The organism is Spirosoma knui (assembly GCF_054780635.1).
Map to the genome: position 1 here is coordinate 66272 of NZ_BAAGVY010000004.1, position 25785 is coordinate 92056.

Here is a 25785-nt window from a genome sequence, read left to right on the forward strand (position 1 = left end):
AAGCCTGAATTGACAGGCTTCCCCTTACTTCTTATTCTCAGGTGCGTTGTCCTTCCGCACTTTAATGCTTCGTTTCAGTGCCCACTCTTCGGCTTTCGCCGTAGCAATAGCCAGCGCTTTCTGATCGTCGCTACCTTCAGCCAGCAGTGCGTTCGCAATGGCAATGGCTTTGTTACGAACCGGCGCCATAAAGTTTTTCAACGAGTCAGGGTACTCTTTGTTCGTATAGGGCATAGTCGGTTGTTGATTGTTAGTATCCTGCGTTATGAGCTTACTAGGATAACCGCTTAACGAACAGACTGTTCAACGAACGGGCCTTAGCTCTACTGCGCCAGCTCCTGCGTGATGGTGCTGCTTAATCGCAACAGTTCAATTTCGGCAGCTTTGGCATTAAATTCAGCTTCAATCAAACGAGTCTGCGCGTTTATCGCATTACGCTGTACATCCCGGAACTCGACAAATGTTGAATTACCGATTCGGTAACGGTCGTAAGCAATATCGACGTTCTGATTAGCCAACTGATTATTCTGAACCTCCAGGTTTAGCAGCGACAGGCTATTGCGATAGGCCTGATACGTTTGGGCTAATGCCGATTGAAGCTGTAACCGCTGGTCACTCTCCTGGTTCTGAGCAATCAACGTATTAACACGGGCGTTCTGAATCTGACGCTTCAGGTTGAATCCGTTGAATATGGGAATCGTGGCTTGCAGGTTGTAGGTCAACGCGCCAGTGCGGCCCGTGCGTATACCAAAACCGCCCTGGTTATCAACCAATTGATAGTTATATCCAGTTTGTGCAGTTAATACCGGCAGTTGTTGGGCATTTGCCAAACGCAGGTTAATGTCCGCCAACGTTCGGTTAAGAACCGCTGTAGCCAACAAAGGGTTGTTTGTCGTCAATGATTCCTGTAAAGTGGCTAGCTGCAGGTCGGTCCGGGCAATGATGGTATCCCGAACGGAGAATTCTGCTTGTGGGTCCCGTATCAACTGCGTATTCAACAGGATTTTCGCATTTCGTAAGGCTTGCTCCTGCGATAGTAAAGCGGCACTATCGGTGTTATAATCTACCTGAGCACTCAAGAAATCAACCTTAGAACGGGTACCTACTTCGTAGTTAGCGCGAGCCAGTTCGAGCCGTTCACGCGAAATATCAAGAGCCTGACTAAAGGCAATTAATCGCTGAAGCTGCCGAACGACATCATAATAACTGGTGGCAACGTTGGCAATGGTTGCTTCTACATTTGCTCGGGTAGTAACGTTACTGATTTGTAGTAACTGCCTTAGCTGTGTGTATAGCGCACTTCGGGCATAGCCATTGAATACGGTATAATTTATATTGAAACCTATGTTACTGGTCCGGTTGAAGACGCCACGCGCTTCCTGCGGAGGCCGGAGTCCATCCAGATACGTCTGCCGAAAGTTCTGTAGTCCACCATTTGAGCTAAGGTTACCAATAAGAGAAGGCAAGTACCCAGCGTTGCCCTTTGTGTAGTTATTACGGGCAATTTGCTCTTGCTGTCGATAAATCTGAACCTGGTAGTTTTTTTCAACAGCCTGGGCAACAGCTTGTTGAAAAGTGAGCAGTTCCCCCGGCTGTGGAATGGTAGCAACCGTGAAACTTCGCTGCTGAGCACGTTGGATGGCATTTTGGGGTTGTTGAGCAAAAACCGTAGCGGGTAAGGAAACAAGTAAAATCCAGCCGTAGAGCTTCATTGACTTAGTATTAACAACAAGATTAAAAGCCAAAATTACAAGAATCTACGATTAGCTGAAGTGCTTATTAATTTTCGCGTAATTTGCGTTTCGCCCAATCATCAACCATGAATCGTTTGCCATTGCCAGCACTGGCTTTTATTGCTCTGTTATCGAGCTGCTCATTCAAGAAAAAAGCCGATCTACTTGTCACCAATGCCCATATCTACACAGCCGACTCAAGCTTTTCGACAGCGGAAGCATTCGTTGTAAAAGACGGTAAATTCTTAGCGGTTGGCTCAGCAAAAGAACTCGCTGAACAATACAACGCCGACAGTACGGCAGACCTTAACGGGCAGCCTGTTTACCCCGGATTCTACGATCCCCACGCGCACTTCCTGGGATTGGGACAGGTTTTGTCTCAAGCTAATTTGGTTGGTGCGGAATCGTATGATGAGGTGATCGACCGGTTGAAAGCATTTTACCAGAAAAATCCGCAGGTGCTCTGGCTCACGGGTCGCGGATGGGATCAGAACGACTGGCCAGAGAAAACGTTCCCAACCAAAGAAAAACTGGATGCTGCGTTTCCTAATGTACCGGTTGCCCTCACAAGGGTAGATGGACACGCGTTGCTGGTCAATTCAAAAGCACTCCGGCTCGCTCAAATCACAGCCGGCTCAAAACTGTCTGGTGGCGAAGTGGTGCTCGCGAACGGTGAACCCACCGGTGTTTTAGTAGACAACGCGATGCAGTTTATTCGGCGAGTACTACCTCGACCCGATAACGCCGACAAGACCCGTATGCTGCTGGCCGCCCAAGCCGCCTGCGTTAAGCTGGGGTTAACCACCGTATCTGACGCAGGTATTAGTCCCGATGAAATCAACCTAATTGACAGCCTTCAAAAAGCGGGTAAGCTCAAAATTCGGGATTACGCCATGGTTAGCCTGGGTGAACCGAATTTGAACTACATTTTGAAACGCGGCCCCTTCCAGACGGACCGGCTAACCGTTCGTTCGTTTAAGCTATATGCCGATGGTGCCTTAGGTTCGCGGGGAGCCTGTTTGCGGAAGCCGTACAGCGACCGTCCCGAAACGGGCGGATTCCTGCTGTTGAGCCCAGCTGAGCTGGAACGCGTAACGAAACTTCTCTACGCATCAAATTTTCAGGCCAATACGCACTGCATTGGTGACTCAGCCAACCATCTGATGTTGACGCTGTATGGCAACTTATTGAAAAAACAGAACGACCGCCGGTGGCGGATTGAACACGCTCAGGTCGTTTCGCCGGAAGACGTTTACAAGTTTGGCCGTTATTCGATTATTCCCTCGGTACAACCTACGCACGCTACGTCGGATATGTACTGGGCTGCTGACCGACTGGGATCGATTCGGGTTAAAGGAGCTTACGCGTTCAACGACCTGATGAAGCAGAATGGGCTGATTACGTTTGGCAGCGACTTCCCCGTCGAAGCGGAAAACCCTTTATTCGGTTTTCATGCCGCTGTAGCACGTCAGGACGCGAAGAACTTCCCAGCAGGTGGCTACCAGATGGAAAACGCCGTTGACCGTAAATCGGCTTTATTGGCGATGACCCGCTGGGCAGCCTATGCCAACTTTGAGGATCAGCTTCGGGGTAGCATCGCCCCCGGCAAACAAGCTGACTTTGTCGTGCTCGACCGGGACATTATGACAGCCCCCAATACGCAGTTGCGCCAGACTCAGGTCAAGCAGACCTGGATTGGTGGTGAACGGATTTATTGATCTACCGTGAATTTCGAATTGCCGTAAATCATTGCTGACGCGTAGCCTCACCGTGGCGGGGCTACGCGTCAGCTTTTTGTCTAAGAAAAGCTACAGCACCTTCGTAATCTGATAGGAAAGGTTGTTAAACGTTACGGTGTCACCTGCTTTTTTACCAGCCAGAGCCGTTCCAATTGGAGAAGCTGGCGAAATGGCAAAATACAGTACGTTGTTCAACGTAAGCTTACCCGCGCTGATGCTGATGAAGAATGTGCCCCGGTTTGTACTAACTAAACTACCTGGCTGAACGCTCTCATAAACTTTATCAACGTTCATCCGGCCCAGCTCCTGCCCTAACTTCATGGCCTCAGCCAACAATTGGGCGTGCCGGTCCCGTTCGAGCTGCGCCATCGCCCGCCCAGTTTCGTATTTGTCGCCAGCGCTGCTTTTTTCTTCCGCATTGGCCGATTCCTGAGCCGCTTCCATGGCTTCTTTCGCCGTATTGATACGTTGCTCAACGTAGCTTTCGCACAAGGCGAACAGGCTTGCCTTGATTTTATGATCGATATCTGTCACGCTACAAATGGCCTTTTTTCATTTCTCCTACCGCGTAATTAGCCGCCCGGGCCGTTAAGGCCATGAACGTAATGGATGGGTTCTGACTACCCGTTGACGTCATAGCCGCGCCATCCGTAACAAATACATTTTTGACCGAGTGAAGCTGGCTGTGCGCGTTAAGCAACGATGTCTTCGGGTCACGTCCCATCCGAACACCGCCCATTTCGTGAATGTCGAGGCCTGGATTACGGTGATCGTCGTAGGGGTTAATATTCTTACAACCCGACTTTTCCAGCATTTCGGCTCCTTGCTGCAGGAAGTCCTTCATCATTTTCACGTCGTTATCCGTATAATCGATAGCTGTCACCAATTGCGGGATTCCCCAGGGGTCCTTCTGATCGGTACTCAGTCGAACGTGGTTTTCATAGCGCGGTACCGTTTCAGCCTGCATCATCATAAACACATGCCAGGCTCCGGGATCACTCAGCTTATCTTTGAACTCGGCACCGAAGCCTTCCTGCCCCGCACCCCGTTGCCAACCTCCTCTTGACGCACTGAACGCCACCATATAGCCGCGCTGAAAATCCATTTCCTGCTTATCGACATTCCGGAAATTAGGCATGAAGGCAGTCGTTGGCCGACGACCGTAGTAATACCCATCTTCAAAGCCTTCGTAGTCGGCGACGATATTACCCCTGTAATTATGGAATGCTACGTAATGACCCAATACGCCACTGTCGTTGCCTAAGCCTTTTGGAAAGCGCCTTGACGTAGAGTTGAGCAAAATCAGATTTGTATTCAGGCAAGCCGCATTGACGAAAATGATACGAGCGTAGTACTCTGTCATCTGCTTCGTGTGCGTATCGATCACGCGAACGCCTGTAGCCTTGCCTTTGGCCTCGTCGTAAATAATCGAGTGCACAACAGAGTCGGGACGTAGCGTTAGTTTACCCGTTTTAGCTGCCCAGGGTATAGTCGACGAGTTGCTGCTGAAATAACCGCCATAGGGACAACCACGATAGCAAAGGTGTCGCGCCTGACATTGCGCCCGACCCTGGTCGTAATGAATTTGCTTAGGCTCAGTTAAGTGAGCGCAGCGACCAATAATTACGTGCCGGTCTTTGTAGCTTTCAGCCACCCGTTTCTGAATGTGCTTTTCCACACAGTTCAGCTCCCAGGGTTTTAAGAACTCGCCATCGGGTAAGGTTTCGAGTCCATCTTTATTGCCGCTTATGCCCACAAACTTCTCGACGTGACTGTACCAAGGGGCAATATCTTCGTAACGAATCGGCCAATCGACAGCCGCTCCATCGCGGGCATTGGCTTCAAAATCGAAGCGGCTCCAGCGCTGGGTCTGACGCGCCCAGATGAGCGACTTTCCGCCTACCTGATACCCACGAATCCAGTCGAAAGGCTTTTCCTGAACATACGGATGCTCAGCGTCTTTGACAAAAAACTGCTGAGTCGCTTCATCGAGCGCGTAACACTTCGTAGCAATTGGGTTTTCCTCGTCAAACGCGCCAGGCATCCGGTTGCGGTGCGGGAAGTCCCAGGGGTTCAGCGTAGCCGTCGGGTAATCGACAATATGGCGAACATCACGTCCCCGTTCGAGAACAAGCGTACGCAAGCCTTTTTCACAGAGTTCTTTCGCTGCCCAGCCTCCACTGATACCCGAGCCAATAACAATAGCGTCGTAGCGGTTCGTCGTTACGATTCGAGCAGCCTTAGCATCTCCGTTGATAGTCATAGTTAATGTATTTTAAACTACTAGTATAGCTATTAATTGTTGTTACGCAAAACCCACTACGTTAGTAGATTTTTCAAAACATCAGCCGTTGCTTTTGGCTTATTACCTAAAAAGTACAACCAAAAGCAACGTTATGGAAACCCAAATTCCACCCCAGCACCAGGATGTGCAACCGGGGATACAGGCTGAACTCACTCCCCAACCTAAGGTGATTCGATATACGTATCGAGGAACGAATAAGCTGAAAGACAAAGTAGCGCTCATTACGGGTGGCGACAGTGGTATCGGCCAGGCCGTGGCCGTTCATTTTGCCCGCGAAGGGGCCGATATAGCCATCGTATATACTGAACGCGAAGAAGTTGATGCGCAGAAAACCAAAGAACTGGTTGAAGCTGAAGGTCGACAAATTCTATTACTACCCGGCGACTTGAAGCAACTGGACTTTTGTGAGCGAGTTGTTGAGGAAACAGTTAAGCGTTTTGGCAAACTGAACATTCTGGTCAATAATGCAGCCCTTCAGCTTCAGCACAAGAAGTTCGAAGAAATTCAGGATGAGGACTTAGTCAGCACTTTCCAGACGAACATCTATTCCATCTTTCGAGTGACAAAGGCAGCACTCAAACACCTGCACGAAGGCGACTCCATCATCAACACTACGTCGGTGACAGCCTATCAGGGGCGGGCTGATCTTCCCGAATACTCGTCGACGAAAGGGGCAATTATGGCTTTTACACGGGCATTGGCTGGTAATCTGGCGCAGAAGAAAATCCGGGTGAATGGCGTAGCGCCGGGACCAATCTGGACACCGCTCAACCCGGCCTCGGTATCGGCAACGGAGGTGGCCATGTTTGGTAAAGATGTGCCTATGAAACGGCCTGGGCAACCCAGCGAAGTAGCACCAGCTTACGTCTATCTGGCCTCGCAGGATGCATCGTACGTAACAGGACAAATTATTCACCCCAACGGCGGCACCGTCGTAAACGGATAAAATTACACCTCACACCTTTGTTTCTCAGTGGTATTGGGTTCTCAAGACTCCTATTACTGAGACATAAAGCTCAACTTATTCAACGTCATGGACGAACAGATGGAAATGGACATTCCGGTGCAAACGCAGGAGGCACAGCCCGGAATTGAAGCACAGATGGACCCTCAACCAGTTTATATCCGCGATGGGTATGAGGGCTCCGATAAATTAAAAGAAAAGATTGCCCTGATTACCGGTGGCGACAGTGGTATTGGCCGAGCAGTGGCCGTACATTTTGCTCGTGAAGGGGCCGACGTAGCCATCATCTATCATCCGAGAGAGGAAGAAGACGCACAGAAAACAAAGCAGTTAATCGAAGCCGAAGGTCGTCGGAGTCTGCTTATACCGGGTGACTTACGGAAATTATCGTTTATTCGGGAGGCCGTTGGCAAGGTGCTTAGTACGTTCAATCGGATTAACATCCTTGTGAACAACGCGGCTGTGCAGTTCCCACAAAAAGAGCTGACCGATATAAAGGACGAAGACATGCTGGCTACGTTCGAAACGAATATCCTGGCCATGTTTCGTCTCACTAAAGCGGCTTTACCACACATGGCTGAATACGACTGCATCATCAATACAACGTCCATTACGTCGTACCGGGGCAGCGAAACCTTGCTTGACTACTCTTCAACTAAAGGCGCAATCACGGCCTTTACCCGATCGCTCTCGCAGCATCTGGTCGAACGTAACATCCGGGTGAATGCCGTTGCTCCCGGTCCAATCTGGACGCCCTTGATTGTATCCTCGTTTGACGAAGAGAAGATTGCCAGCTTCGGTAAGAACACTCCGATGGAACGGCCCGGTCAACCGGCGGAAGTAGCGCCTGCCTATGTGTTTCTGGCTTCGGAAGACGCATCATACATAACGGGGCAGGTCATGCACATCAACGGGGGCGAAATCATTAACTCATAAAAAGTTGTTATTCCCCCACGTTTCGATATAGTTTGTAAGTTAACTTTAAGGTTGTTCCGAGCCAGTCGGAACAACCTTTTTTATGGAAACAATTTCATCAGCCACGCGTCCGGTTCCGCTTCATCCTGGCTTACCTATCCTCGGGAATACGCTTTCGTTTTTGCGTGATCCATTGGCGATTCTGCGCGTCCTGCAGCGGTATGACCGCGTTGTGCACCTTCGCATTGGCAGTCGGCATCAATATTTAGTGCTTCGCCCGGAAGATGCCAAGCACGTAATGCAGGAGAATCACCGAAACTATGGTCGCTCCCCCGCCTTTAACGTACTCAAAATCTTTTTGGGCAATGGTCTGCTCACCAGCGACGGCGATTTCTGGCGTCGGCAACGGCGTTTGGCGCAACCCGCCTTTCACCGGCAAAAGTTAGCGGCCCTGGCGCAGACAATGGTGCAGGAGACAGTCGACTGGGTTATCGACCTAAAGCAGCAGAACCGGCAGCAGCCCATCAACGTATCGCAGGCGTTTATGGACGTAACGATGCGGATTGTCTGCAAGACACTGTTCGGCTCGGACGTAGTCGGTAAACTCGACGGTTTGTCCTCGGCCCTGGATACCTTACAATACTACGCCAATCAGCGGATGCTATCGCCACTTCGGTTTCCGATGAGTTGGCCAACGCCCGCCCATCAACGTTTTCGGCAAGCCGCTGCGCTGGTCGACTCGTTCATTTATAGCGTAATCAGCCAGCGTCGGCAGAACCAGGCTACGCAGCACGACGATCTTTTGGATATGTTGTTGAACGCGGAAGACGAAGAGACTGGCGAACGCATGTCGGACCAGCAACTCCGCGACGAATGCGTAACGCTCTTTGCCGCTGGTCACGAGACTACGGCGGTTTCGATGGCCTGGACGCTTTTGCTACTAGTCAATCACCCCGACATACTCGCCCGGTTGAAAACAGAAGTAACCAGCGTCCTGAGCAGTGACCCGGCTCCCCCGGCCGAGCGGTTTCGGACGTTGACGTATACTATGCAGGTCATTCAGGAGTCGTTGCGGCTGTATCCACCCGCCTGGATTATGAGCAGACTGGCGCATAACGACGATCAAATTGGACCGTATGTAATACCAGCAGGCGATACGGCGCTAGTGTGTCCTTACTTACTCCACCGAGATCCGGCCACCTGGCCCGACCCCGATCGATTCGATCCGGACCGCTTTGCGCCCGGTGCCGACAAAGACCGCCATTCGTACGCTTATCTGCCGTTTGGCGGTGGCCCTCGCCTTTGCATTGGTAATCAGTTTGCGCTGATGGAAATGCAGATTCTGCTAGCTATGTTCATCCGGGAGTTCGATGTACAAGCCGTCAAAAATCAACGTATAGCAACACAACCTTTGATTACGTTACGTCCAAAGCGACCAATTCATTTGTACGTAAACTAGCCAAATTGCACTTTACAAAGGAATTCACTCTGGCGTTGTTTCACGACAGGTTCTAATTGCCCTGTTCACAGCTATTGAGTCGGCCATTACGTAAAAAATCGTGAAACCTAGTTGCATCTTTCGTAGCCCCTCTTGACTTTGTGGTCCAGATAGCCAAACTTAGATAGTCCATTGATGTTCTGTTTCAATTCACTTAAAAAGCGACACAATGAGACTAAAAATTAATGCCGTCCACTTTACGGCCGATCAGAGCCTGTTAGATTTCATCCAGGCAAAGCTCAACAAGTTAGACACCTTCCACGACCGAATCATTGGCGGAGAAGTGTTTCTGAGGTTAGAAGGAGCTGATTCTAACCGAATTAAAGAGAAAATCGTTGAGATTCGGCTGATGATTCCTGGCAAGGAGTTGTTCGTTAAAGAGTCTGACAAAAGCTTCGAGAGCGCAACAGATCGTCTGCTCGATGTGCTGAAAGACAAACTCGTCCGCTGTAAGCAGAAACGAAACGACTTCTCCAGTTCGGAAATTGTTGAAGCAAAGTCCCGAATGAAAGAAGATGAGGTTTTCGAACCCGATGAGTTATAACCAACGTATCACAAACGAAGAAAGCCATCCCGCTCGGGATGGCTTTCTTCGTTTGTGATACGTTGCAAACTATAATCCAAAGGCTTCTTTAATTTTATCAACGAAATCGAGTTTCTCCCAGGTAAACAGTTCGACCTCCACTTCCTTCGAGTGGCCATTGGAGCCAAACGTTTTCTTCACAATCTCGTTCTTGCGGCCCATGTGTCCGTACGCAGCCGTTTCTGAGTAGATCGGGTTGCGGAGTTTCAGGCGCTGCTCGATCGCGTAAGGACGCATATCGAAGATCTGCTCGATCATCCGGGCAATCTCACCATCGTTTACGTCTACCTTAGCCGTACCGTACGTATTGACGTAAAGACCGCAGGGCTGAGCGACGCCAATGGCGTATGATACCTGCACAAGTACCTGATCGCACAGACCAGCCGCTACCATGTTTTTGGCGATATGACGGGTTGCATAGGCAGCCGAACGGTCAACTTTCGAGGGGTCTTTGCCCGAGAAAGCCCCCCCCCCGTGCGCTCCTTTACCACCGTACGTATCGACGATGATTTTACGCCCGGTCAGGCCGGTATCACCGTGCGGACCGCCAATCACGAACTTGCCCGTTGGGTTGATGTAATACGTAATATCATTGGTAAATAGGCTGTGCAGCTCCGCTTTTTGAGCGGCTTTCACCCGTGGAATAACGATGTTGATGATGTCCGACTTGATCATGTCGAGCATCGTTTTATCATCGGCAAAATCATCGTGCTGAGTCGATACAACAATCGTATCAATCCGGATCGGCTGATGGTCGTCGGAGTACTCGATCGTTACCTGCGACTTCGCATCGGGCCGCAGATAAGGCATCAGATCGTTTTCGTGATTCCGGATGTGCGACATCTCGCGCAGGATCGCGTGGGCCAGGTCCAGCGGCAACGGCATGTAGTTGTCCGTTTCGTTGGTTGCGTAGCCAAACATCATACCCTGATCACCGGCTCCCTGCGCATTGGCGCGGGTCTCAAAGTCATCGTTGGCAACCTCCCGGTCAACACCCTGATTGATGTCGGCTGACTGATCGTGTAAGGCCGAAAAAATGCCGCACGAGTTCGCTTCAAACATGTACTCACTCTTGGTGTAGCCGATCTTCCGGATTACCTCCCGAGTAATTTTTTGAACGTCTAGGTATGTATCGGTTTTGATTTCACCGGCCAATACAACCTGCCCTGTGGTAACGAGTGTTTCGCAGGCGACCTTACTATCGGGGTCGAAAGCCAAAAAGTTGTCAATTAAGGCGTCAGAAATCTGGTCGGCGACTTTGTCGGGGTGTCCTTCAGAGACGGACTCGGAAGTGAAAAGATAAGGCATTGCTGCTCTGGATGACTTAGTTTGAACCACAAAGCTACGAGTTTATTCATTGGGGGCAAACGGGTTAATTGCCAAGAAACCCGAATTAATATCGCTAAAGAAGCGTACTAAGCGTTTTGCGGGTTGTTACGACGATTCGGCCGTAGGCTAAATTAGCGTAACAACCCCTTCTCGTAGCAGGTAAGGCTTATATGCGTAAATTGAATATCCTGATCTGGCACATTCATGGTGCCTATCTGACTGCCATTACCCAAACTGAACACAACTGGTATCTACCCAAAAAAGAAGACAATTCGGAAGGCTACATAGGTCGGGGCGTTGGCTCATCCATGCCGGATTACGTTCGGGAGGTCCCAGCCGATGAAGTAAAGAAGCTGAAGCTCGACTTAATCATTTTTCAGACGCCCCAGAATTACCAGGAAGATCAATTTAAGATTTTATCCGCCGATCAGCGCAACCTCCCTAAAATCTACTTGCAGCACAACAGCCCCGAGCCGCACCCCACCGATTCGCGGCACTGGGCCGCCGATGATCCGGACGTGTTGCTCGTACACGTAACGCAGTACAACCGGTTGATGTGGGACAACGGCACCACGCCCACAGCGGTTGTGGAACACAGCGTCGCAATCGACCCAACGCTACGTTACAATGGCAGCCGTCCAGAAGGCATCTTTGTCGTAAACGAAATGAAACGACGGGGGCGCATGGCGGGCTTTGACTTGTATCAGTCGTTCAGAGCCGATGGGCTACCGCTCACGACCGTCGGTATGGGCTCGGCCGACGTTGGCGGCATCGGCGAGATCCATTACACCCAGCTTCATAAACACGTAGCGGACTATCGGTTTCTTTACAGCTTTATGCGCTACAGCAGCCTGCCACTGGCCGTTATCGAAGCCTTAACGATTGGCATGCCCGTGGTAGCCCTGGCGACTACGGAACTTCCGGTAGTTATTAAAAATGGCGTTCACGGATTTGTGTCCAATAACCCCGACGAGCTATGGCAAGCTATGCAATTTCTGCTCGATAACCCCGACGAAGCACGTCGGATGGGCGAGAATGCACGCAAGCTGGCAGAGGAACGCTTTAGCCTCCCCCGTTTTATCAACGACTGGAATCGTATTTTCGAGCAAGTAACGGCCTAAGAGCTAGGTTCGGATTTAGCCAACCCATTTCCGTCGCATCACGTCAAAGAAAGCAGAGGTGAACGCCCACCAGGGCATAGTTGTAAACAAGCGAATCTCTTCGAAGAACCGAGTGTCTTCATCGAGAAATTTAAACGCGGTGGCCGGTCGATTTTCTGAGAACATACGCGAAAATACGTCGTCGGCCGGATGGCGTCGGTTTTCCAGTACGTTCAGCAGAACACTGTCATACAATTTGAAGCGCTGCTTAAACCAGGGTAAGTGTCGGTCGGGCTTACCCGTCTGGGCCAGATTCGCCACAATAGAACGCAGGAACCGCTGGGTCCGCTGAAACGTATACCCGGTCGAGGGTTTCGTATGTCCACCGGACGTACCAATCCGAACGATGTGCTCCGACGGATTTTCGTGGGTTTCTTCGTCGGTCATGGGAATAATACCCGTTTCGGTTTCGCAGATCTGATATGTTCCTGCATCCAGAAACCGATCGATATAGTCCCGTAAATTCGCTTCGTACTCGTCATCGGCCATGAGTTTGTCGTTAAAAAGGGTAAACTCAACCAGCGCCGTCTGCGCATCGAACGGCATGACATATACGAACCGGCAATCTCCCCCCTGCTCAACGCGAAAGTCCATAATCTCCGGCTGGGCCGGGTCGAAGCAAGCATTGGCCGTTTTAATAACCCAGCCTTTAAAATGCTGTAACAAGTTATGGTTCTGGGGCTTATCCAGCTTTAGCGAAAACGTACTGTCGAACACGTAATCAGCAATGTAAGGCTCGTCATCCGCGATCACAAAGCCGCCCTGGGGCGTGTCTTTGATTCGGTTGATCGTAGCCTGCCTCTGTTCGATATTAGGCCACTTAACCAGTTCATTCTGCACAAATTCGTAGAAATCAATCCCTCGCAGCATTTTATAGCGGTACTGACCCATATCGAGCGGCCCGGCATGCGTAGGACCGTGAAAGCTAACCCCATTCCAGGTTCTGAACAGAATCTCTTCAAAGGGGCCGGCGGTACGTTCCCAAAAACACCACGTTCGATCATTGCGGTTTTTCTGTTCGCGGTCCAGAATCAGGATAGAGCGGTCGCGCAGCGGAGACTGAGTAAGGTAGTAAGCCAGACTTAACCCGGCCATTCCACCTCCAGCGATGATGAAGTCGTATTTTTTCATTCAGCAAAGAAAAAGTCCGGGCGGCTGTCCGGACTCTCCTAGTAAAATAAACGGAATGCGAAATTGTTTGCAAATCAGGTTCTCACCTTACACATTAACGTGCTTCTCAGCATGGTAACTTGACCGAACGAGTGGTCCTGATTCAACGTATTTCAGGCCGCGTTTGAGGCCTTCTTCCTTGTACATGGCAAATGTCTCGGGATGAATCCACTCAATGACTTCGTGGTGCATTTTGGTGGGTTGCAGATACTGCCCTAAGGTCAACACATCCAGTCCATTCTGGGCCAGATCATCCATGGCCTTAAAGACCTCATCGTGCGTTTCGCCCAGGCCGAGCATGATGCCCGATTTAGTACGTTGTCCGTATGCCTTCGTGCGCTGAATCTGTTCCAGGCTCCGTTCGTACTTTGCCTGGGGCCGAACGCGCCGATACAGACGCTCTACCGTTTCCATGTTGTGCGAAACGACTTCCTGCCCCGCCGAAATCATGCGTTCGAGGGCTTCCCAGTTCCCTTTTGTGTCAGGAATCAGCGTTTCAATGGTCGTCGTGGGCGATGCTTCTTTAATCAGGCGAACGGTCTGATACCAGATTTCAGCCCCCCGGTCTTTGAGTTCATCCCGGTTAACGGACGTAATCACCGCGTGTTTCACCTTCATCAGCACAATGGCTTCGGCTACGCGCCGGGGCTCGTCGGTATCGTATTCGTTAGGGCGTCCCGTCGCTACAGCGCAGAACGTACAACTCCGGGTACAAACGTTTCCCAGAATCATAAACGTAGCGGTGCCTGCCCCCCAGCACTCGCCCATATTCGGGCAATTGCCGCTCTCGCAGATTGTATGGAGTTTATGCTCGTCCACCAACTTACGGACTTTAGCATATTCTGGGCCGATTGGCAGCTTCACGCGCAGCCAGTCAGGTCTCTTTTTACGTTGTTGCTCGGAGGGTATTACGGGTAGTTCGATCATGGCTCCTCAATCCTTTCCAACAAAATTCGTTTTTCGGATGTAAAGTTCATCAAAATAGCTGGAGGAAAAGCAGGAGGGGAATGTAAGGAGGAAAAGGAGATGTGTCACCACGTTCCCTTTCCCGCTTCATCCCCCTCCTGCTTTTCTTTTTTATTATTTCTTGCTGCCGAAAAACAACGTAATGTATCCCGACGTAAAGAAGCTTCGATTGCCTAGCTCGCGGCCTCCGGCTGGGTCGGTGTTCGGAATGATGACGATCTTGCTGGGAAAAATTTCGGTTAAGAAGCCAATCTCCACGCCGGTTGTATTGTTGCGGAATGCGCTCAATTCAAAGCTCAGGGCGGCTTTCAGGTTTAAGCCAACGGTTAGTTTCGATTCACCGAGGCCCTGAAAAAATCCACCAGCACCGGTAACAGCTTCACCCGTAGCGGTCTGAAACCCATTCACCTCGGAGGCTGGAACAGTGCGCGTTGAGTTGCCGTAGGACACCTCCAGGTAATAGGGCTTGATGATGCCCAGCGAGGGGCCACCCGCCAGAATACCGCTTACCGCAATGCCTTCGTCGGAGTTCCGTCGAAACAGCTTCACCTCGCGACCGTATTGCGGACGAAGCACAAACAGGTAATTTTCTTTCCCACTAATATAGCGTGAGCCAACCGAATTGACCGATGACTGGATCTCTTTAGGATGCTTCACATTGACAAGTTCAACGCTCAGATAGCGGTATTGCGGCAGGCCGAAGAACGTACCCGATAGCTGTTTTGATTGCCGAAACGCAAAGCCGCCAACAATGCCGGAGTTTGTGTTTGTTGTGATGCCAAACGTAGTTTCGGTTTGGTAATCATCGTCTTCCGCATCGGTATTTTGTGCCTGAACAACCGGTGCGGTTGCAAACAGGCTCATCAGCATCCACCCTACTAGTATGTATAATGTTCGCATCTTCGTAAATTCCTGAAATAAAGCTACTAATTTATCGCCATCTCACAAAATCAGCTCGGCCTATTAGCGTAACCAATCCATAATTTTTATGTTTAGGCGAAAAAGTAAAATGGTCATTTTCTGAGTCATGTCGTTTCGATGGCCTGACGTAAGGACTACCACCTAAAACCAAAATGGCGACAATTCACATTGATTACCTCGGCGAGTTACGTACCGCCTGCGTTCACCTCCAATCCGGAACCCAGATCAACACCGATGCTCCGACTGACAACCAGGGCCGTGGTGAAGCCTTTTCGCCAACCGACCTGGTGGCGAATGCACTAGGTACCTGCATCATTACAACCATGGGTATTTTTGCCCGACGCGATGGCATCGAACTCAAGGGCAGTGAGCTGGATGTTACAAAAATTATGACCAGCCAGCCTCCGCGACGTATCGCCCGCATTGAAGTGAGTCTGGTGCTTCGGGCTGACCCTATGCCTGATGAAGCGACCCGTGCCCAGCTGGAGAAGATTGCTCATACTTGTCCGGTAGCCATTAGCCTGCACCCAGACATTGAACAGGCTGTTACGTTGCGGTGGGAAGCCCCAGTTTCGGCTTGATATAGTCAGGCACCAATCAAAAACCTTCTGTTCAGTGGTCGATCCAGTACTGGAAACGACGTTGAACAGAAGGTTTTGCTGTGCTTTTGTTCGCTTTGGCCTAGAATTAGGTTTAGTCAGCGAGGATTACTTTTCGGCTGATGCGCTGATACCCCTGGGTCAATGTCAATATGTAAAGCCCGCGGGGAAGCGTATTAACCGGCACCTTGATTAGATTTTCGCCTTCGGTGGCCTGATGAATGGTTTCGGCAACCGGAACCGCTGCCGAATTGATTAACTGCACACTTACCTCGCCAGCCGCTTTGGCCGGGTACCGTATCCGCACCTCATCACGGGCCGGTATCGGATAAACGTTTACCTGTAAGAATTCGCTGGTTCCTGGTTCGTCGATGGACCCTACTCGTCCGCCACTGACACTTGTTAGCCGTGCTCCGGCCCAGTCGCCGTGGTCTCCGCAGGCATCGCCCAGGGCACTAACCACTAGTTTAAGCATTTGCTTACCTGATACGTTGAGGTTGACGGATTTGGTGGCCGAGGTTGGCGTCATGGTCCCGCTGCTGTAAACCAGCACATTATCCAGGTATACCTGAAACTCCAGCGATCCGCAGGCCCCATCACCAATTTCATCATCGATTCCTACGTCCGTAATGAACGTATTGTACCGACCTTCCAGATTGTAGGTGATTTCAGAGTTTGCGTGCGTTCCTAAACCTTTGGCGTAGGTGACGCCGTTAAGTTTCAACGGACGACCGTCCGTGGCACCAGCCTCTCCGTTGCTCCGATCTTTTTCAACAGGTCCATACCCATTGTTCATACTTGTCCAAGTCAAATCGGATAAGTATGTACCGGTTCCACTACCCGATCCCGTCGATGAGGGAACCAACCGTGCCCCCGCCCAGTCGCCGTGGTCTCCGCAGGCATCACCCAGCGAACTAACCACCATTTTGAGCGTCTGCTTACCTGATACGTTCAGGCTGATTGATTTAGTTGCCGTTGTCGGCGTCATGGTACCACTACTGTAAACCAATGCATTGTCTACGTATACCTGAAACTCCAATGATCCGCAGGACCCATCGCCAATCTCATCGTCAATACCTATATCGGTTATAAATGTGCTGTAACGCCCCCCCAGGCTATACGTGATTTCAGAAGCAGCATGGGTACCAACACCTTTCGCATACGTAACGCCATTGAGCTTTATGGTCCGCCCGTCGCTGCCGCCAGCCTCCCCATTACTTCGGTCGTTCTCGGCGGGGCCATATCCGTTGGTCATGCTTGCCCAGGTCAGGTCCGACACGTATACAGCATTACCAGTAGGGCTTGTACCCGTATCACTGATCGGAGCCGTGGCCGGATACAGTCGATCCTGAGGGATTACCTGCTGCCCCTGTCCGGGATAAGTCCACAACAGCCTGGCGGTAGCACCACCGCTTCCTTCGTAATAGTCCATACGAATGTCATACTTCTGGTTAGCCGTTAAGGCAATCGATGCGCTATTGTCGGTTGTTGGTCCGTGACCCGTCCAGTTGTTAATGACCTGATTCCCGTTCACCCACAACCGAACACCATCGTCAGACGTGGTGCTGAACGTATAATTGCCCGTTACCGGAGCCTGCACCTGCCCGCTCCAGCGCACCGAGAAATTATCAGCGTTTACTGTACCTGATGCTGGCGAATTATTGCCATAATCAAAATTTACGGTTGCATCGGTGCGCGTTAGCACGACTGGTGCTGTCAAGCTGATATTATTGAAATACTCGGCCCGAAGTCCGGAACCCGTTCCAGGCGTGGTAGGGGTTTGTGGCTCGGTACCTACCCGAACATAGGCAGACGCCGGAATCGCCTGCTTAGTTAGACCGGGGCCGCTGTAGCTGGCCGTTAAAGCTTGTCCGCCACCGCCCTGCAGAAACGAAATCGTAATTGCGTGCTTACCCGCTTTGAGTCCAATAGTTCCTGTCCGCTCCTGCTCACCGTGGAGGCCATCGTTATTAACCACCTCCGTGCTGCCAATGAATAGCTTGCTGCCGTCGTCAGACGTCGTGTAAAACGTGTATTGCCCATCCGTTGGTACGTTGATGTAGCCTTTGTACCGAATCGCGTACTGGCTGTCCCGGTTTCGTACAGATAAGTTCGGGCTACTGATGTTTCCCGATTTTTGCGCCGTCAGCGCGTCGAAATTAGGAAGTGTGCTCCAGTTCCCTTCGTAATAGCCGTAGTCAAGCCCAGCGACTGTGTTCGCCGGATTCTCCGGATCGCGTAGCGGGGCCGTTGGTGTTTGACCGGTTTGCTTAACCAGCACCATTGATGAAAACGCGGGGATCGACACTTGGCCACTATACACCGTACCCGTCCGCACGTCCTGGTACGTACCGTTTACCGACGTTTGGGTTGGATTACCGGTGGTGTTATACACCAGCTTGATGTTATCATCGGGATTCTGAGAAGCCGTGAAGGTTACCGGACTGTTTTTGGAATTGGAGTCTTTACCGTAGCGGCTTTGCCAGTTCGCCAGCGAAATACTCTCGCCCACAATACCTGAACCATTGTTGTATACGATAAAAATCTTCTGCGCATCGTTGAACGGCCGGGCATACACATTGTTGTCAAACTGACCGTAGCTGCTCAGGTCGTTCTGGTGCGACTCGTACTTGTTCACAAACTGATCGGCCGTGCGACTCACCAGTACGTTGCTCAGAATGATATTGTCACGAGGTGAACAAGCACCCGGTATGTCGGTAATGGCCAGTTGCCCTTCGCCGTTGTTGTACACGGTGTTTCCCGTTACGCGCACATTTGACGAGCCGTGCAGGTAAATGCCCAGCCCTCGGCAGTTGAAAACGGAATTGTCAGTTACCTCAATGTTCGTTGTACAATCGTCGAGGTAGATTCCGTTCGCGCCTGAGTAGGTTCCACCGGGTGTTCCTTCGGGCGATCCGATCCCGTTGTACACGACGTTCGAGCTGATACGAATGCCGTTCATGGGCTGCTTGTTGCCATTCCAGATGTACAGACCGCCCCCATCGCTTTTGGTTAAGCAGTAATTGCTGATTACGTTACGTTGCAGTACCGTGCTGTTTGAAAAATTAACAGCATTATAGCCGATATTATCCACCACGTTGTTTTCGATCAACGTATTGGCTGTACAGGCGGACTGAAACCCGGTATAGGTACCATCACCGCTTTTGCCCTGACCCGGCACAAGACCGACCCGCCGTACGGTATTCCCCCGGAACGTAAAATTCTGGTAGGTTTGAATGGTGAACCCGTTATTGTTAACGTCTTCAATCAGGCTGTTCTCCATCAGCACGCTAGTACCCGAACCGGCAATCACCACCCCATCTTCACCCGAACGGGTAATCTCTACGCCCGAGAACACCAGATTCGAGCTGTTCGTAACTGCCAGTCCCGTGTTCAGAGTCTGCGTAATCTGGACGTTACGAATCGTTACGTAGTTTACGTTCGATAGACTTACACCTTCGTCGTAAGCTGTCGCCGTAATAGACTGGCCGTTGGGATTCTGGTCGCTATACAGCTGAATTTTTTTTGAACCGGGATTAAAGTACCACTCGCCGTTCTGATCGAGCGTAGCTGGGTGATTCTGAATAAAGTAGCCCCAGTTGTTAGCGGGTTCGTAGCCGGAATCATAGCTGATCGACAAGGTGTTGCCACTCTGCTGCGTAATCGTAGCCCGGTTCAGAATCCACTGCACGGGACGTATTACTACCTCGCCCCCGGTAAAATTGGTGGGGAGCCCCTGCTGGCTGGTAATCTGCGATTTGCCAGCGTGCGATTGTATGGTCAGGTAGCCTTTGTTGGCCGCGTTCAGGTTCGGATACCGGCCCAACGGCAAAATGGAGTTGTTCTGGTATAGCCCCGTTACCCGACTACCGCAGGACGGACAGTCAGCCTGCCACGTATTATTGCCAAGGCTGGTCCAGTTCGTGACAGGCACTGAGCCCGCCAGCACGGGCTTATTCCCGGAGCCATACGCATCGATGATGATGGGATTACCAGCATTGCCTGTCTGGCGAATCTGTATGGTTCCGCGAAAGGTATCGCCCCGGCGGAACAAGACATTATCACCCGGCTGCAAGACAAGGCTGTTTACCTTGGCTATCGACTGAAATGGCGCGTCGGCCGATCGGCCGTTGTTCGCATCGCTGCCCGAAGACGCCACGTAATACGTTGTTTGTGCATATGCTCCCGATAGGCCACCATAGAGGAGTAACCCAATCAGCACATGACGGATCGTAGCTGATAATACGTTTGAGTTATTTTGATTAAGCACGGCTTTAGTTACTTGTAGGTTATATATATCACTAAACAGAAACTAAGCTAAATTGTGTTTTTACCCAAACTTACTACCCCTATCCCATTAGATAAGTATTCTCATCCATAAACTCGTTTAAATATTTAGATTTAGTAGAAAAAGTATATGCCGTTCGAACAAAGTCCAATGCAACTGAGCAAAACTCAGTTACAAACAAGTTCAAATTGGCTCTGAACTTTGCTGAAAAATCTCGAAAACGCCATGCAGTTGTATTTCGTAGCCTTACTGCCTGGTCTGGCCATTCAGGATGAAGTAACCCATTTGAAGCGGGAAGCGCAGGCTAGGTTTGGTTCAGCTCATGCGTTGAAGTCGCCCCCGCACGTTACCCTGATTCCTCCATTCCGAACCGATCGGACTTCGTTTTCAGCTTTGCAGGATTTCGCGGAGCAACAGTTACCCTTTCCGGTTCAACTGATGAATTTCGGTCGGTTCGGCAGCCGCGTTATTTTTGTTCATGTCGTGGAAGCGCCTGCGCTATTGGACTGTCAGCTACAGTTGGCTTCGTTTTGTCACCGTCAATTGAACGTACCGCTCGATTCACGACCGTTTCATCCGCACATGACAGTGGCCTTCAAAGATTTAAATCGATCGGTGTTTCCAGAAGCGTGGGCTTACTTTTCAGCCCAACCGTACGAGCGCACGTTTACAGCTTCAGCGCTTACTCTGCCCAGGCATAGTGGGCAGCAATGGGAAATTGTGGAGGAGTTTCCGTTTGGTGTGTAAGCTCAAACCCTCACATGGGAAATGTCAAGCTCTTTTACAGGATGCGTTTCCGCAGCAAATACACGTAGGTGGTGGGCTCTTCTTTACTCGACGTTACGTTCGAGCTAACCAGTTCCCAGCCGTTCTGCACCATGAAATTCAGCGCGTCCATCACGGAATTGAACTTCCTGGCAACAGCGTCCTGTCCACTGATCTGCTGTGAATTCGCCGTCGTGAATTTAGGCTGACCAAAGTCAATCCAGATGCGCGTACCGCTAAAGATTGTCCGGTTTATGCCGATCAACTGACAGTACGTTATCGTTTGCTCATTGACATTAACACCATCGACGAACACTTGCGCACTCGCCTGATAAGTTACTAGTGAACCAAGTATCAAGGTGATCAGGATGGCTTTCATAGAAGGATTCTTATGAGTAAAGCAAGTATACATCCAGCGGATTAATAAATGAATTAACCATCCTGCTTTTTAAACTCCCTGCCCGGCGGCTGTTCGCTCCATAGGGCTGAAAAACAAAAAGCCGCTCCTTGTTAGAACGGCCGTGCGCTAAAGTTGAGCAGCTAATTACGTTTCTCGCGCGTCATAGACAGCGAAGCGCCAGTACCACGACGCGCCTGCATCTTCTGCAAACGAGATGCCTCCTGCTGCGACACAATCTGAAGCGCCGAATACTCCGTCTTACCCGTGATCAAAGGAAAACCAGCCACTCGCTGAGCGGACGAACAATGCACACAAGTTTTGGCGGTCGGAAGGGCTTTCAAGCGCGCTTCAGGAATCGGATTACCACACTTTATACAGTACATAACGTTGGTTTGTTTGTCATATAAATAACATACATGAGCGCTATATAGTGCATCTTTTATCTAAAAATCTTATCGGCTAACTACCTCAAAAACAGCAATTTATAACGCATTTTGAGCAAATTTCCTCCAGATAATTCTGGCAGTAAAACCCACCTGAAAAATGGGCAAATCGGTATAAACAGGAAGCAGGCGACTAGGTATATTTAGGAGAGCAACCCTTCTCTACAAATCTCTCTTCAGCCTTTCTGATGATTGCTTTGTTTTCTATTCACGTCTTCCTGGCTCACTACGTAAAACAAAGCAGTTGATTGGCTTGTCTGGTATGTATTGGCTAATCAACTCAACCCGATCATGAGCAAGACCAGAAAAGACCGTTCTGATATTCAAGTAGGCAACCTGGAAAAGAAACATGACCTACAACCGGGCACCATCCGCAATCCCGACCATACCGATGCCCGATCCGACAAGGAGTTAGGCAAGCTCCAGCGCGAGTATGGGGAGCAGGCCCTGAAAGACACCTTAGATCCCAAAAGCCAGCCATCAACAAACGAACAGACGGACTGAGCGCAATACCGTTTTGAGCCGAAGCAGGTTAATTCTCATCAATAGCACTGCCAGGAGAACGCCCATAGGTTGGGATTAGCCCGGCTACGGCCGAAATACGCAACACCGTTGTCACCCCATTGCCAGTGCGCCTTTTCCAGACTATCAACCTGGAAAGCGAACTCAATGTCATTGCCCTCGGATGAAGTACGCCAGTCGATTTCGCCTTGTATTAACGTAGGCCAACCTCCTAGCTTAATGCCGCCAGCACTTGGAAACAGATCGGAATAATCGTCCGAAAACTTGTCGGGAATTGGAATCGGGCAGTCGTCGTAATGAGGGAAATCCTGGTTGATAACTTCGGGCAACATCTGAAAAGGTTTGATCGGCGATGTTGTTCTGACGGGGGTCAACGGGATTAAGTCATCGTCCGCTGTATACGCTCTTAAACACCAGCTTGTTCCGTTCGCATCTTCAGCATCAGGAATTGACTGCGCAGCAACAAAAACCGTCAGCAACGTAATATCGCTCAGCAAAGTAGGCTTTACAGGAAACTCTTCCAAGTAAAGCTGACACAAGGGAAACATGGCTACCCCTTGCCAGTGAGGCCAGTTGTCTTCTTTAGCCAGTAGTACCTTACCTACCCAGGAAGACCACGGTTGATCCGTTGGTCGGAAACCTCCAACCTTCATCTGAATGGCAGGTCTGGCCACCTGTTCAATAAACTGTTTTTTGGTCACTCACTGCTTAAGGTTTGAAGTTCTACTCTGTAATTTCAGCGAATCTGTCGAACCGGTTAATTTACTGGGCATCATTATAAAATTCTAACGAACAGGTCAGAACGTAACGTATTCAGATCGCAGTTGACCCGTTTGTGAAGTTTAACCAGTTTCTCCGCACAACCTGTTCTCTCTGACAGTTGTTTCAGTCACAAATTAATCTGTAGCTATTTTTTCGTGACGATGATGAACAACAAACCCGTAAAGCCGGAACTACACGGCATTATTGATTACGTATTCGCTGGCGTTCAGCTGGTTGTTCCGTCGGTGATCGGCTTAAATGCGAAAGCGACCAGAACGTATCAGGCGTTGGGCTCTGGCTTTCTGGCGGTCAACGCCTTAACAGATACACCGGTCGGTATCAAACCCGCACTAACGTTCAAAGAGCACCAGAGATTAGATGCGAGTTTTTTAGTTGGTCAAGCGCTGATGGCTCTGGTTCCCTTTATTCGCAATGACAAAAAAGCGCTTGCGTTTCATCTGGGCTTTCTGAGCGGAGCTATTGCGCATTACGTCCTGACCGATTACGACGCAGGATCCAAATAGAAAGATTGGTTATCAATAGCGTAATGACTAACGTAAATGCGGCCCAAACATGACTGGGTGGCAGCCGCCGATATCTATTTCCGCTTTCGTCGCTGCCGCCAGGTCTTTACATCGCTGGTTAAGTTTTCCAGGAAGAAAGACGGCCCGATGGATATATAAAAGCCCGAATAATTGATCTGGCTCTCGGGGACGTCCTTTTTTAGGATAAATCGGTACCCCGTCAGCACATTGAAGCCAAACCAATGCAGCGGCTTAAACCAACGTAACGCTGGAAATTGATAAGCCGCAGCCACGCCAACCCCGGCCGGGATAAACACTCCCCGCGCCACTTCGAATTCGTTGGGCTGGTTTTTGTTGACTTCGTACCGGGAGTGACCATACCCGATTTCTAGCGGCAAACTCACTTCAAACGCGTTCCGACGTAACAAATAGCGTTCATAAAAAACCGTTACAATACGGAGGTGCCGCGTAACCGTCTCATCCGTTCCCGGCAATAGGCCCGGGCGATTTAAGCGCTGATTAACAAAATAGAACCCAGCCCCTGCCTTATAACTTGCAGGCCGACCACTGGCGAGCGCCGGGCGCGGATGGCTGGCAGGAAACAAAAAACCCGCCCGAATTCCATACACGCTAACGGGTACCCGGTGATTTTCGTTGTCCCGGGTGTCGTTGAAAAAGAAAAAGCGCTGGTCAGTTGACGCGGTGAACGTAAGTGACTTGGGCTGGGCCGACCCCGGCGCCCGGTCTGAATTTGGCGGCTCTGCCTTTAAATGAGTAGGTGCTTCAACAGTCGCGTTGGTTTGCGCTGAAGCCATTCCGGGAATACTAATCCAGATAATGAGTAAAAGATGCCTGCACAGGCTCATGAGTTCATACCGTTGATGAGAACATAACGAAGTAGGCCAACAATGGTTATAAGTCTCTTAATCAACCGGTCAAATCGCTATACCCTAGAATTGACCAGTAGATTCGATCCTAACTGGTTCCAATGACCTCACAGACGAGCAGGAGTCGGACCACGTCCAGGCTAGTTATCGCAATAGTCTTCTTTCAAGACCTGCTGCGAGCCGGCGAATCGCAGCCGTTTACTCAATAACCGAGCGACTCCCGCTACTAGCTTCCTTTTAATTCTATCGGCTGAAGTGATCTTACGTTCTAAACGAATTGACAATCGTTTTATAAGGCAAGAACAAACATCTGTATATCAGACATTTATACTAAACTTATCAAATTACAACAGCATTCTTCACTATAAAAAAACTGCCTAAAGAACGAAAACCGAAAATTTTACCCGCTTTAAAAATGACTCTTTTTTTACCCAGATCCTTATAAGTAGAACTGCTTAAACCCTGCTCTTTTTGGGTCAAAGTCAACATACTAAACCGTGTCCCGTAAGCCCTACTCTGTTTATACCGCTGAGGAGTTCGCCCTCGACGACCTATTTGTCCGTTGGGTGCAACACCCCGACGACGAAGAGGTGGCAGCGTATTGGCAGGGGTGGCTGGCGGTAAACCCGGCCTGTGGCGATACGGTCGAAACGGCGCGTTTGATCATTCTGGAAGGAGGTCGTTCCGCGCTCCCCGCTCTGACAACGGATGAAATTTCGTCAGTGTGGGGGCGCATTCGGGAATCGCTTCAAACGATGGAAGACGTTCGCCCCTTGCAGCCTGATGTCCGGGCCGTGGTAGGCTGGTGGTATTTCATACGCACGCTGGCTGCGGTTTGTGGTGTCGTGGGGCTGATGGGATGGGCCTTATGGATGCAGTATGGTCCAAATCAATCCGTCCGGACGGTAGCCACGCAGCCGGGCCAGATTCGACTGATTCGATTACCCGATAACTCAACGGTAAAATTATACGAAAGCAGTGCCATTCGCTTTGCCCGCCAATGGACCGACGAAACACCACGTGCGGTCTGGCTATTGCAGGGTGAAGCTGATTTCTCGGTTACGCATCGAACTGATACGTCGTCGGCCCGTTTGTTCCGCGTACACACGAACGATCTGACGGTAGAAGCAGTAGGCACCAGTTTTCGGGTTCGCCAGCAGCCAAAATGTACGCACGTAGCGCTGACGTCGGGGCGAATCAATTTATTAGTTAAGCAACAAAAGCCGGTTCGGCTTCAGCCCGGCGACTCTGTCGAAGTAGAAGCAGGGACTATACAACCTTTGCCTTGATTTCTAATCTCTTAAACCTGTAC

The 25785-nt window shown here is 50.4% G+C and carries 24 protein-coding genes; 11 read left to right on the forward strand and 13 right to left on the reverse strand.

What is annotated here, in order from left to right:
- Positions 1 to 24: 24 nt before the first annotated feature.
- Both ACYVIY_RS10860 and ACYVIY_RS10865 read right to left on the reverse strand, forming a co-directional pair.
- Positions 25 to 234, reverse strand: a complete 210-nt coding sequence (locus ACYVIY_RS10860; protein WP_460976364.1) for a DUF2188 domain-containing protein — start codon at positions 232 to 234, stop codon at positions 25 to 27.
- An 89-nt stretch (positions 235 to 323) separates the two neighbouring features.
- A complete protein-coding gene (locus ACYVIY_RS10865) occupies positions 324 to 1712 on the reverse strand; it encodes a TolC family protein (RefSeq protein ID WP_460976365.1) in 1389 nt (462 codons plus the stop codon).
- A gap of 107 nt (positions 1713 to 1819) precedes the next feature.
- On the opposite strand from ACYVIY_RS10865, the gene ACYVIY_RS10870 reads away from it, so the two are divergent.
- Complete coding sequence (locus ACYVIY_RS10870) at positions 1820 to 3451, forward strand: amidohydrolase (protein WP_460976366.1); 1632 nt, start codon at positions 1820 to 1822, stop codon at positions 3449 to 3451.
- Between the two features lie 90 nt (positions 3452 to 3541).
- On the opposite strand, the gene ACYVIY_RS10875 is transcribed toward ACYVIY_RS10870, so the two are convergent.
- Positions 3542 to 4006, reverse strand: coding sequence for a GreA/GreB family elongation factor (locus ACYVIY_RS10875; RefSeq protein WP_460976367.1), 465 nt, complete (start codon positions 4004 to 4006; stop codon positions 3542 to 3544).
- A gap of 1 nt (position 4007) precedes the next feature.
- Positions 4008 to 5735: a GMC oxidoreductase gene (locus ACYVIY_RS10880; RefSeq protein WP_460976368.1), complete on the reverse strand. Its 1728-nt coding sequence runs from the start codon at positions 5733 to 5735 to the stop codon at positions 4008 to 4010.
- A 133-nt stretch (positions 5736 to 5868) separates the two neighbouring features.
- Here ACYVIY_RS10880 and ACYVIY_RS10885 point away from each other — a divergent pair, with 133 nt between their 5' ends.
- The 4 genes from ACYVIY_RS10885 (at position 5869) to ACYVIY_RS10900 (ending at position 9698) form a co-directional block, all read left to right on the forward strand.
- Positions 5869 to 6723 carry an SDR family oxidoreductase gene (locus tag ACYVIY_RS10885; protein ID WP_460976369.1) on the forward strand — a complete coding sequence of 285 codons (855 nt, stop codon included), beginning with the start codon at positions 5869 to 5871 and terminating at the stop codon, positions 6721 to 6723.
- An 87-nt stretch (positions 6724 to 6810) separates the two neighbouring features.
- A complete protein-coding gene (locus ACYVIY_RS10890) occupies positions 6811 to 7677 on the forward strand; it encodes an SDR family oxidoreductase (RefSeq protein WP_460976370.1) in 867 nt (288 codons plus the stop codon).
- Positions 7678 to 7759: 82 nt separating this feature from the next.
- Complete coding sequence (locus ACYVIY_RS10895; RefSeq protein WP_460976371.1) at positions 7760 to 9115, forward strand: cytochrome P450; 1356 nt, start codon at positions 7760 to 7762, stop codon at positions 9113 to 9115.
- A 208-nt stretch (positions 9116 to 9323) separates the two neighbouring features.
- A complete protein-coding gene (locus ACYVIY_RS10900; RefSeq protein ID WP_460976372.1) occupies positions 9324 to 9698 on the forward strand; it encodes an HPF/RaiA family ribosome-associated protein in 375 nt (124 codons plus the stop codon).
- Positions 9699 to 9767: 69 nt separating this feature from the next.
- On the opposite strand, the gene metK is transcribed toward ACYVIY_RS10900, so the two are convergent.
- The gene (gene metK / locus ACYVIY_RS10905; RefSeq protein WP_460976373.1) at positions 9768 to 11045 is read right to left on the reverse strand and encodes a methionine adenosyltransferase; all 1278 of its coding nucleotides are present in this window, start codon (positions 11043 to 11045) and stop codon (positions 9768 to 9770) included.
- Between the two features lie 191 nt (positions 11046 to 11236).
- On the opposite strand from metK, the gene ACYVIY_RS10910 reads away from it, so the two are divergent.
- A complete protein-coding gene (locus tag ACYVIY_RS10910; RefSeq protein ID WP_460976374.1) occupies positions 11237 to 12187 on the forward strand; it encodes a glycosyltransferase in 951 nt (316 codons plus the stop codon).
- 15 nt (positions 12188 to 12202) lie between these two features.
- On the opposite strand, the gene ACYVIY_RS10915 is transcribed toward ACYVIY_RS10910, so the two are convergent.
- From ACYVIY_RS10915 to ACYVIY_RS10925, 3 genes are all read right to left on the reverse strand, one after another.
- Positions 12203 to 13357: a lycopene cyclase family protein gene (locus ACYVIY_RS10915; RefSeq protein ID WP_460976375.1), complete on the reverse strand. Its 1155-nt coding sequence runs from the start codon at positions 13355 to 13357 to the stop codon at positions 12203 to 12205.
- 87 nt (positions 13358 to 13444) lie between these two features.
- Entirely contained in the window at positions 13445 to 14323 is an 879-nt protein-coding gene (gene lipA, locus ACYVIY_RS10920) for a lipoyl synthase (protein ID WP_460976376.1), read from the reverse strand.
- Positions 14324 to 14476: 153 nt separating this feature from the next.
- The gene (locus tag ACYVIY_RS10925; protein WP_460976377.1) at positions 14477 to 15262 is read right to left on the reverse strand and encodes a hypothetical protein; all 786 of its coding nucleotides are present in this window, start codon (positions 15260 to 15262) and stop codon (positions 14477 to 14479) included.
- Positions 15263 to 15435: 173 nt separating this feature from the next.
- Between ACYVIY_RS10925 and ACYVIY_RS10930 the strand changes: the two genes are divergently transcribed.
- Positions 15436 to 15864 carry an OsmC family protein gene (locus ACYVIY_RS10930; protein ID WP_460976378.1) on the forward strand — a complete coding sequence of 143 codons (429 nt, stop codon included), beginning with the start codon at positions 15436 to 15438 and terminating at the stop codon, positions 15862 to 15864.
- A gap of 112 nt (positions 15865 to 15976) precedes the next feature.
- Here ACYVIY_RS10930 and ACYVIY_RS10935 read toward each other — a convergent pair whose 3' ends face one another.
- Complete coding sequence (locus ACYVIY_RS10935; RefSeq protein ID WP_460976379.1) at positions 15977 to 20152, reverse strand: NPCBM/NEW2 domain-containing protein; 4176 nt, start codon at positions 20150 to 20152, stop codon at positions 15977 to 15979.
- Between the two features lie 243 nt (positions 20153 to 20395).
- Between ACYVIY_RS10935 and ACYVIY_RS10940 the strand changes: the two genes are divergently transcribed.
- A complete protein-coding gene (locus ACYVIY_RS10940; protein ID WP_460976380.1) occupies positions 20396 to 20917 on the forward strand; it encodes a 2'-5' RNA ligase family protein in 522 nt (173 codons plus the stop codon).
- Positions 20918 to 20951: 34 nt separating this feature from the next.
- Here ACYVIY_RS10940 and ACYVIY_RS10945 read toward each other — a convergent pair whose 3' ends face one another.
- A complete protein-coding gene (locus tag ACYVIY_RS10945) occupies positions 20952 to 21314 on the reverse strand; it encodes a hypothetical protein (RefSeq protein WP_460976381.1) in 363 nt (120 codons plus the stop codon).
- A gap of 161 nt (positions 21315 to 21475) precedes the next feature.
- Positions 21476 to 21718 carry a TraR/DksA family transcriptional regulator gene (locus tag ACYVIY_RS10950; RefSeq protein ID WP_460976382.1) on the reverse strand — a complete coding sequence of 81 codons (243 nt, stop codon included), beginning with the start codon at positions 21716 to 21718 and terminating at the stop codon, positions 21476 to 21478.
- 351 nt (positions 21719 to 22069) lie between these two features.
- Here ACYVIY_RS10950 and ACYVIY_RS10955 point away from each other — a divergent pair, with 351 nt between their 5' ends.
- Positions 22070 to 22282, forward strand: coding sequence for a hypothetical protein (locus ACYVIY_RS10955; protein WP_460976383.1), 213 nt, complete (start codon positions 22070 to 22072; stop codon positions 22280 to 22282).
- A 38-nt stretch (positions 22283 to 22320) separates the two neighbouring features.
- On the opposite strand, the gene ACYVIY_RS10960 is transcribed toward ACYVIY_RS10955, so the two are convergent.
- Complete coding sequence (locus ACYVIY_RS10960) at positions 22321 to 23001, reverse strand: DUF1963 domain-containing protein (protein ID WP_460976384.1); 681 nt, start codon at positions 22999 to 23001, stop codon at positions 22321 to 22323.
- Positions 23002 to 23223: 222 nt separating this feature from the next.
- Here ACYVIY_RS10960 and ACYVIY_RS10965 point away from each other — a divergent pair, with 222 nt between their 5' ends.
- The gene (locus ACYVIY_RS10965; protein WP_460976385.1) at positions 23224 to 23586 is read left to right on the forward strand and encodes a hypothetical protein; all 363 of its coding nucleotides are present in this window, start codon (positions 23224 to 23226) and stop codon (positions 23584 to 23586) included.
- A 74-nt stretch (positions 23587 to 23660) separates the two neighbouring features.
- Here ACYVIY_RS10965 and ACYVIY_RS10970 read toward each other — a convergent pair whose 3' ends face one another.
- Positions 23661 to 24401 carry a hypothetical protein gene (locus tag ACYVIY_RS10970; protein ID WP_460976386.1) on the reverse strand — a complete coding sequence of 247 codons (741 nt, stop codon included), beginning with the start codon at positions 24399 to 24401 and terminating at the stop codon, positions 23661 to 23663.
- A gap of 569 nt (positions 24402 to 24970) precedes the next feature.
- Here ACYVIY_RS10970 and ACYVIY_RS10975 point away from each other — a divergent pair.
- Positions 24971 to 25762: a FecR family protein gene (locus ACYVIY_RS10975; RefSeq protein ID WP_460976387.1), complete on the forward strand. Its 792-nt coding sequence runs from the start codon at positions 24971 to 24973 to the stop codon at positions 25760 to 25762.
- The last annotated feature ends 23 nt before the right edge of the window (positions 25763 to 25785 follow it).

What these genes read in the sequence shown, in the direction of transcription:
- ACYVIY_RS10860 (WP_460976364.1), bottom strand. Translation starts at nt 234, where the DNA reads ATGCCCTATACGAACAAAGAGTACCCTGACTCGTTGAAAAACTTTATG.
- ACYVIY_RS10865 (WP_460976365.1), bottom strand. Translation starts at nt 1,712, where the DNA reads ATGAAGCTCTACGGCTGGATTTTACTTGTTTCCTTACCCGCTACGGTT.
- ACYVIY_RS10870 (WP_460976366.1), top strand. Translation starts at nt 1,820, where the DNA reads ATGAATCGTTTGCCATTGCCAGCACTGGCTTTTATTGCTCTGTTATCG.
- ACYVIY_RS10880 (WP_460976368.1), bottom strand. Translation starts at nt 5,735, where the DNA reads ATGACTATCAACGGAGATGCTAAGGCTGCTCGAATCGTAACGACGAAC.
- ACYVIY_RS10885 (WP_460976369.1), top strand. Translation starts at nt 5,869, where the DNA reads ATGGAAACCCAAATTCCACCCCAGCACCAGGATGTGCAACCGGGGATA.
- ACYVIY_RS10890 (WP_460976370.1), top strand. Translation starts at nt 6,811, where the DNA reads ATGGACGAACAGATGGAAATGGACATTCCGGTGCAAACGCAGGAGGCA.
- ACYVIY_RS10895 (WP_460976371.1), top strand. Translation starts at nt 7,760, where the DNA reads ATGGAAACAATTTCATCAGCCACGCGTCCGGTTCCGCTTCATCCTGGC.
- ACYVIY_RS10900 (WP_460976372.1), top strand. Translation starts at nt 9,324, where the DNA reads ATGAGACTAAAAATTAATGCCGTCCACTTTACGGCCGATCAGAGCCTG.
- metK (WP_460976373.1), bottom strand. Translation starts at nt 11,045, where the DNA reads ATGCCTTATCTTTTCACTTCCGAGTCCGTCTCTGAAGGACACCCCGAC.
- ACYVIY_RS10910 (WP_460976374.1), top strand. Translation starts at nt 11,237, where the DNA reads ATGCGTAAATTGAATATCCTGATCTGGCACATTCATGGTGCCTATCTG.
- ACYVIY_RS10915 (WP_460976375.1), bottom strand. Translation starts at nt 13,357, where the DNA reads ATGAAAAAATACGACTTCATCATCGCTGGAGGTGGAATGGCCGGGTTA.
- lipA (WP_460976376.1), bottom strand. Translation starts at nt 14,323, where the DNA reads ATGATCGAACTACCCGTAATACCCTCCGAGCAACAACGTAAAAAGAGA.
- ACYVIY_RS10925 (WP_460976377.1), bottom strand. Translation starts at nt 15,262, where the DNA reads ATGCGAACATTATACATACTAGTAGGGTGGATGCTGATGAGCCTGTTT.
- ACYVIY_RS10930 (WP_460976378.1), top strand. Translation starts at nt 15,436, where the DNA reads ATGGCGACAATTCACATTGATTACCTCGGCGAGTTACGTACCGCCTGC.
- ACYVIY_RS10940 (WP_460976380.1), top strand. Translation starts at nt 20,396, where the DNA reads ATGCAGTTGTATTTCGTAGCCTTACTGCCTGGTCTGGCCATTCAGGAT.
- ACYVIY_RS10945 (WP_460976381.1), bottom strand. Translation starts at nt 21,314, where the DNA reads ATGAAAGCCATCCTGATCACCTTGATACTTGGTTCACTAGTAACTTAT.
- ACYVIY_RS10950 (WP_460976382.1), bottom strand. Translation starts at nt 21,718, where the DNA reads ATGTACTGTATAAAGTGTGGTAATCCGATTCCTGAAGCGCGCTTGAAA.
- ACYVIY_RS10955 (WP_460976383.1), top strand. Translation starts at nt 22,070, where the DNA reads ATGAGCAAGACCAGAAAAGACCGTTCTGATATTCAAGTAGGCAACCTG.
- ACYVIY_RS10965 (WP_460976385.1), top strand. Translation starts at nt 23,224, where the DNA reads ATGATGAACAACAAACCCGTAAAGCCGGAACTACACGGCATTATTGAT.
- ACYVIY_RS10970 (WP_460976386.1), bottom strand. Translation starts at nt 24,401, where the DNA reads ATGGCTTCAGCGCAAACCAACGCGACTGTTGAAGCACCTACTCATTTA.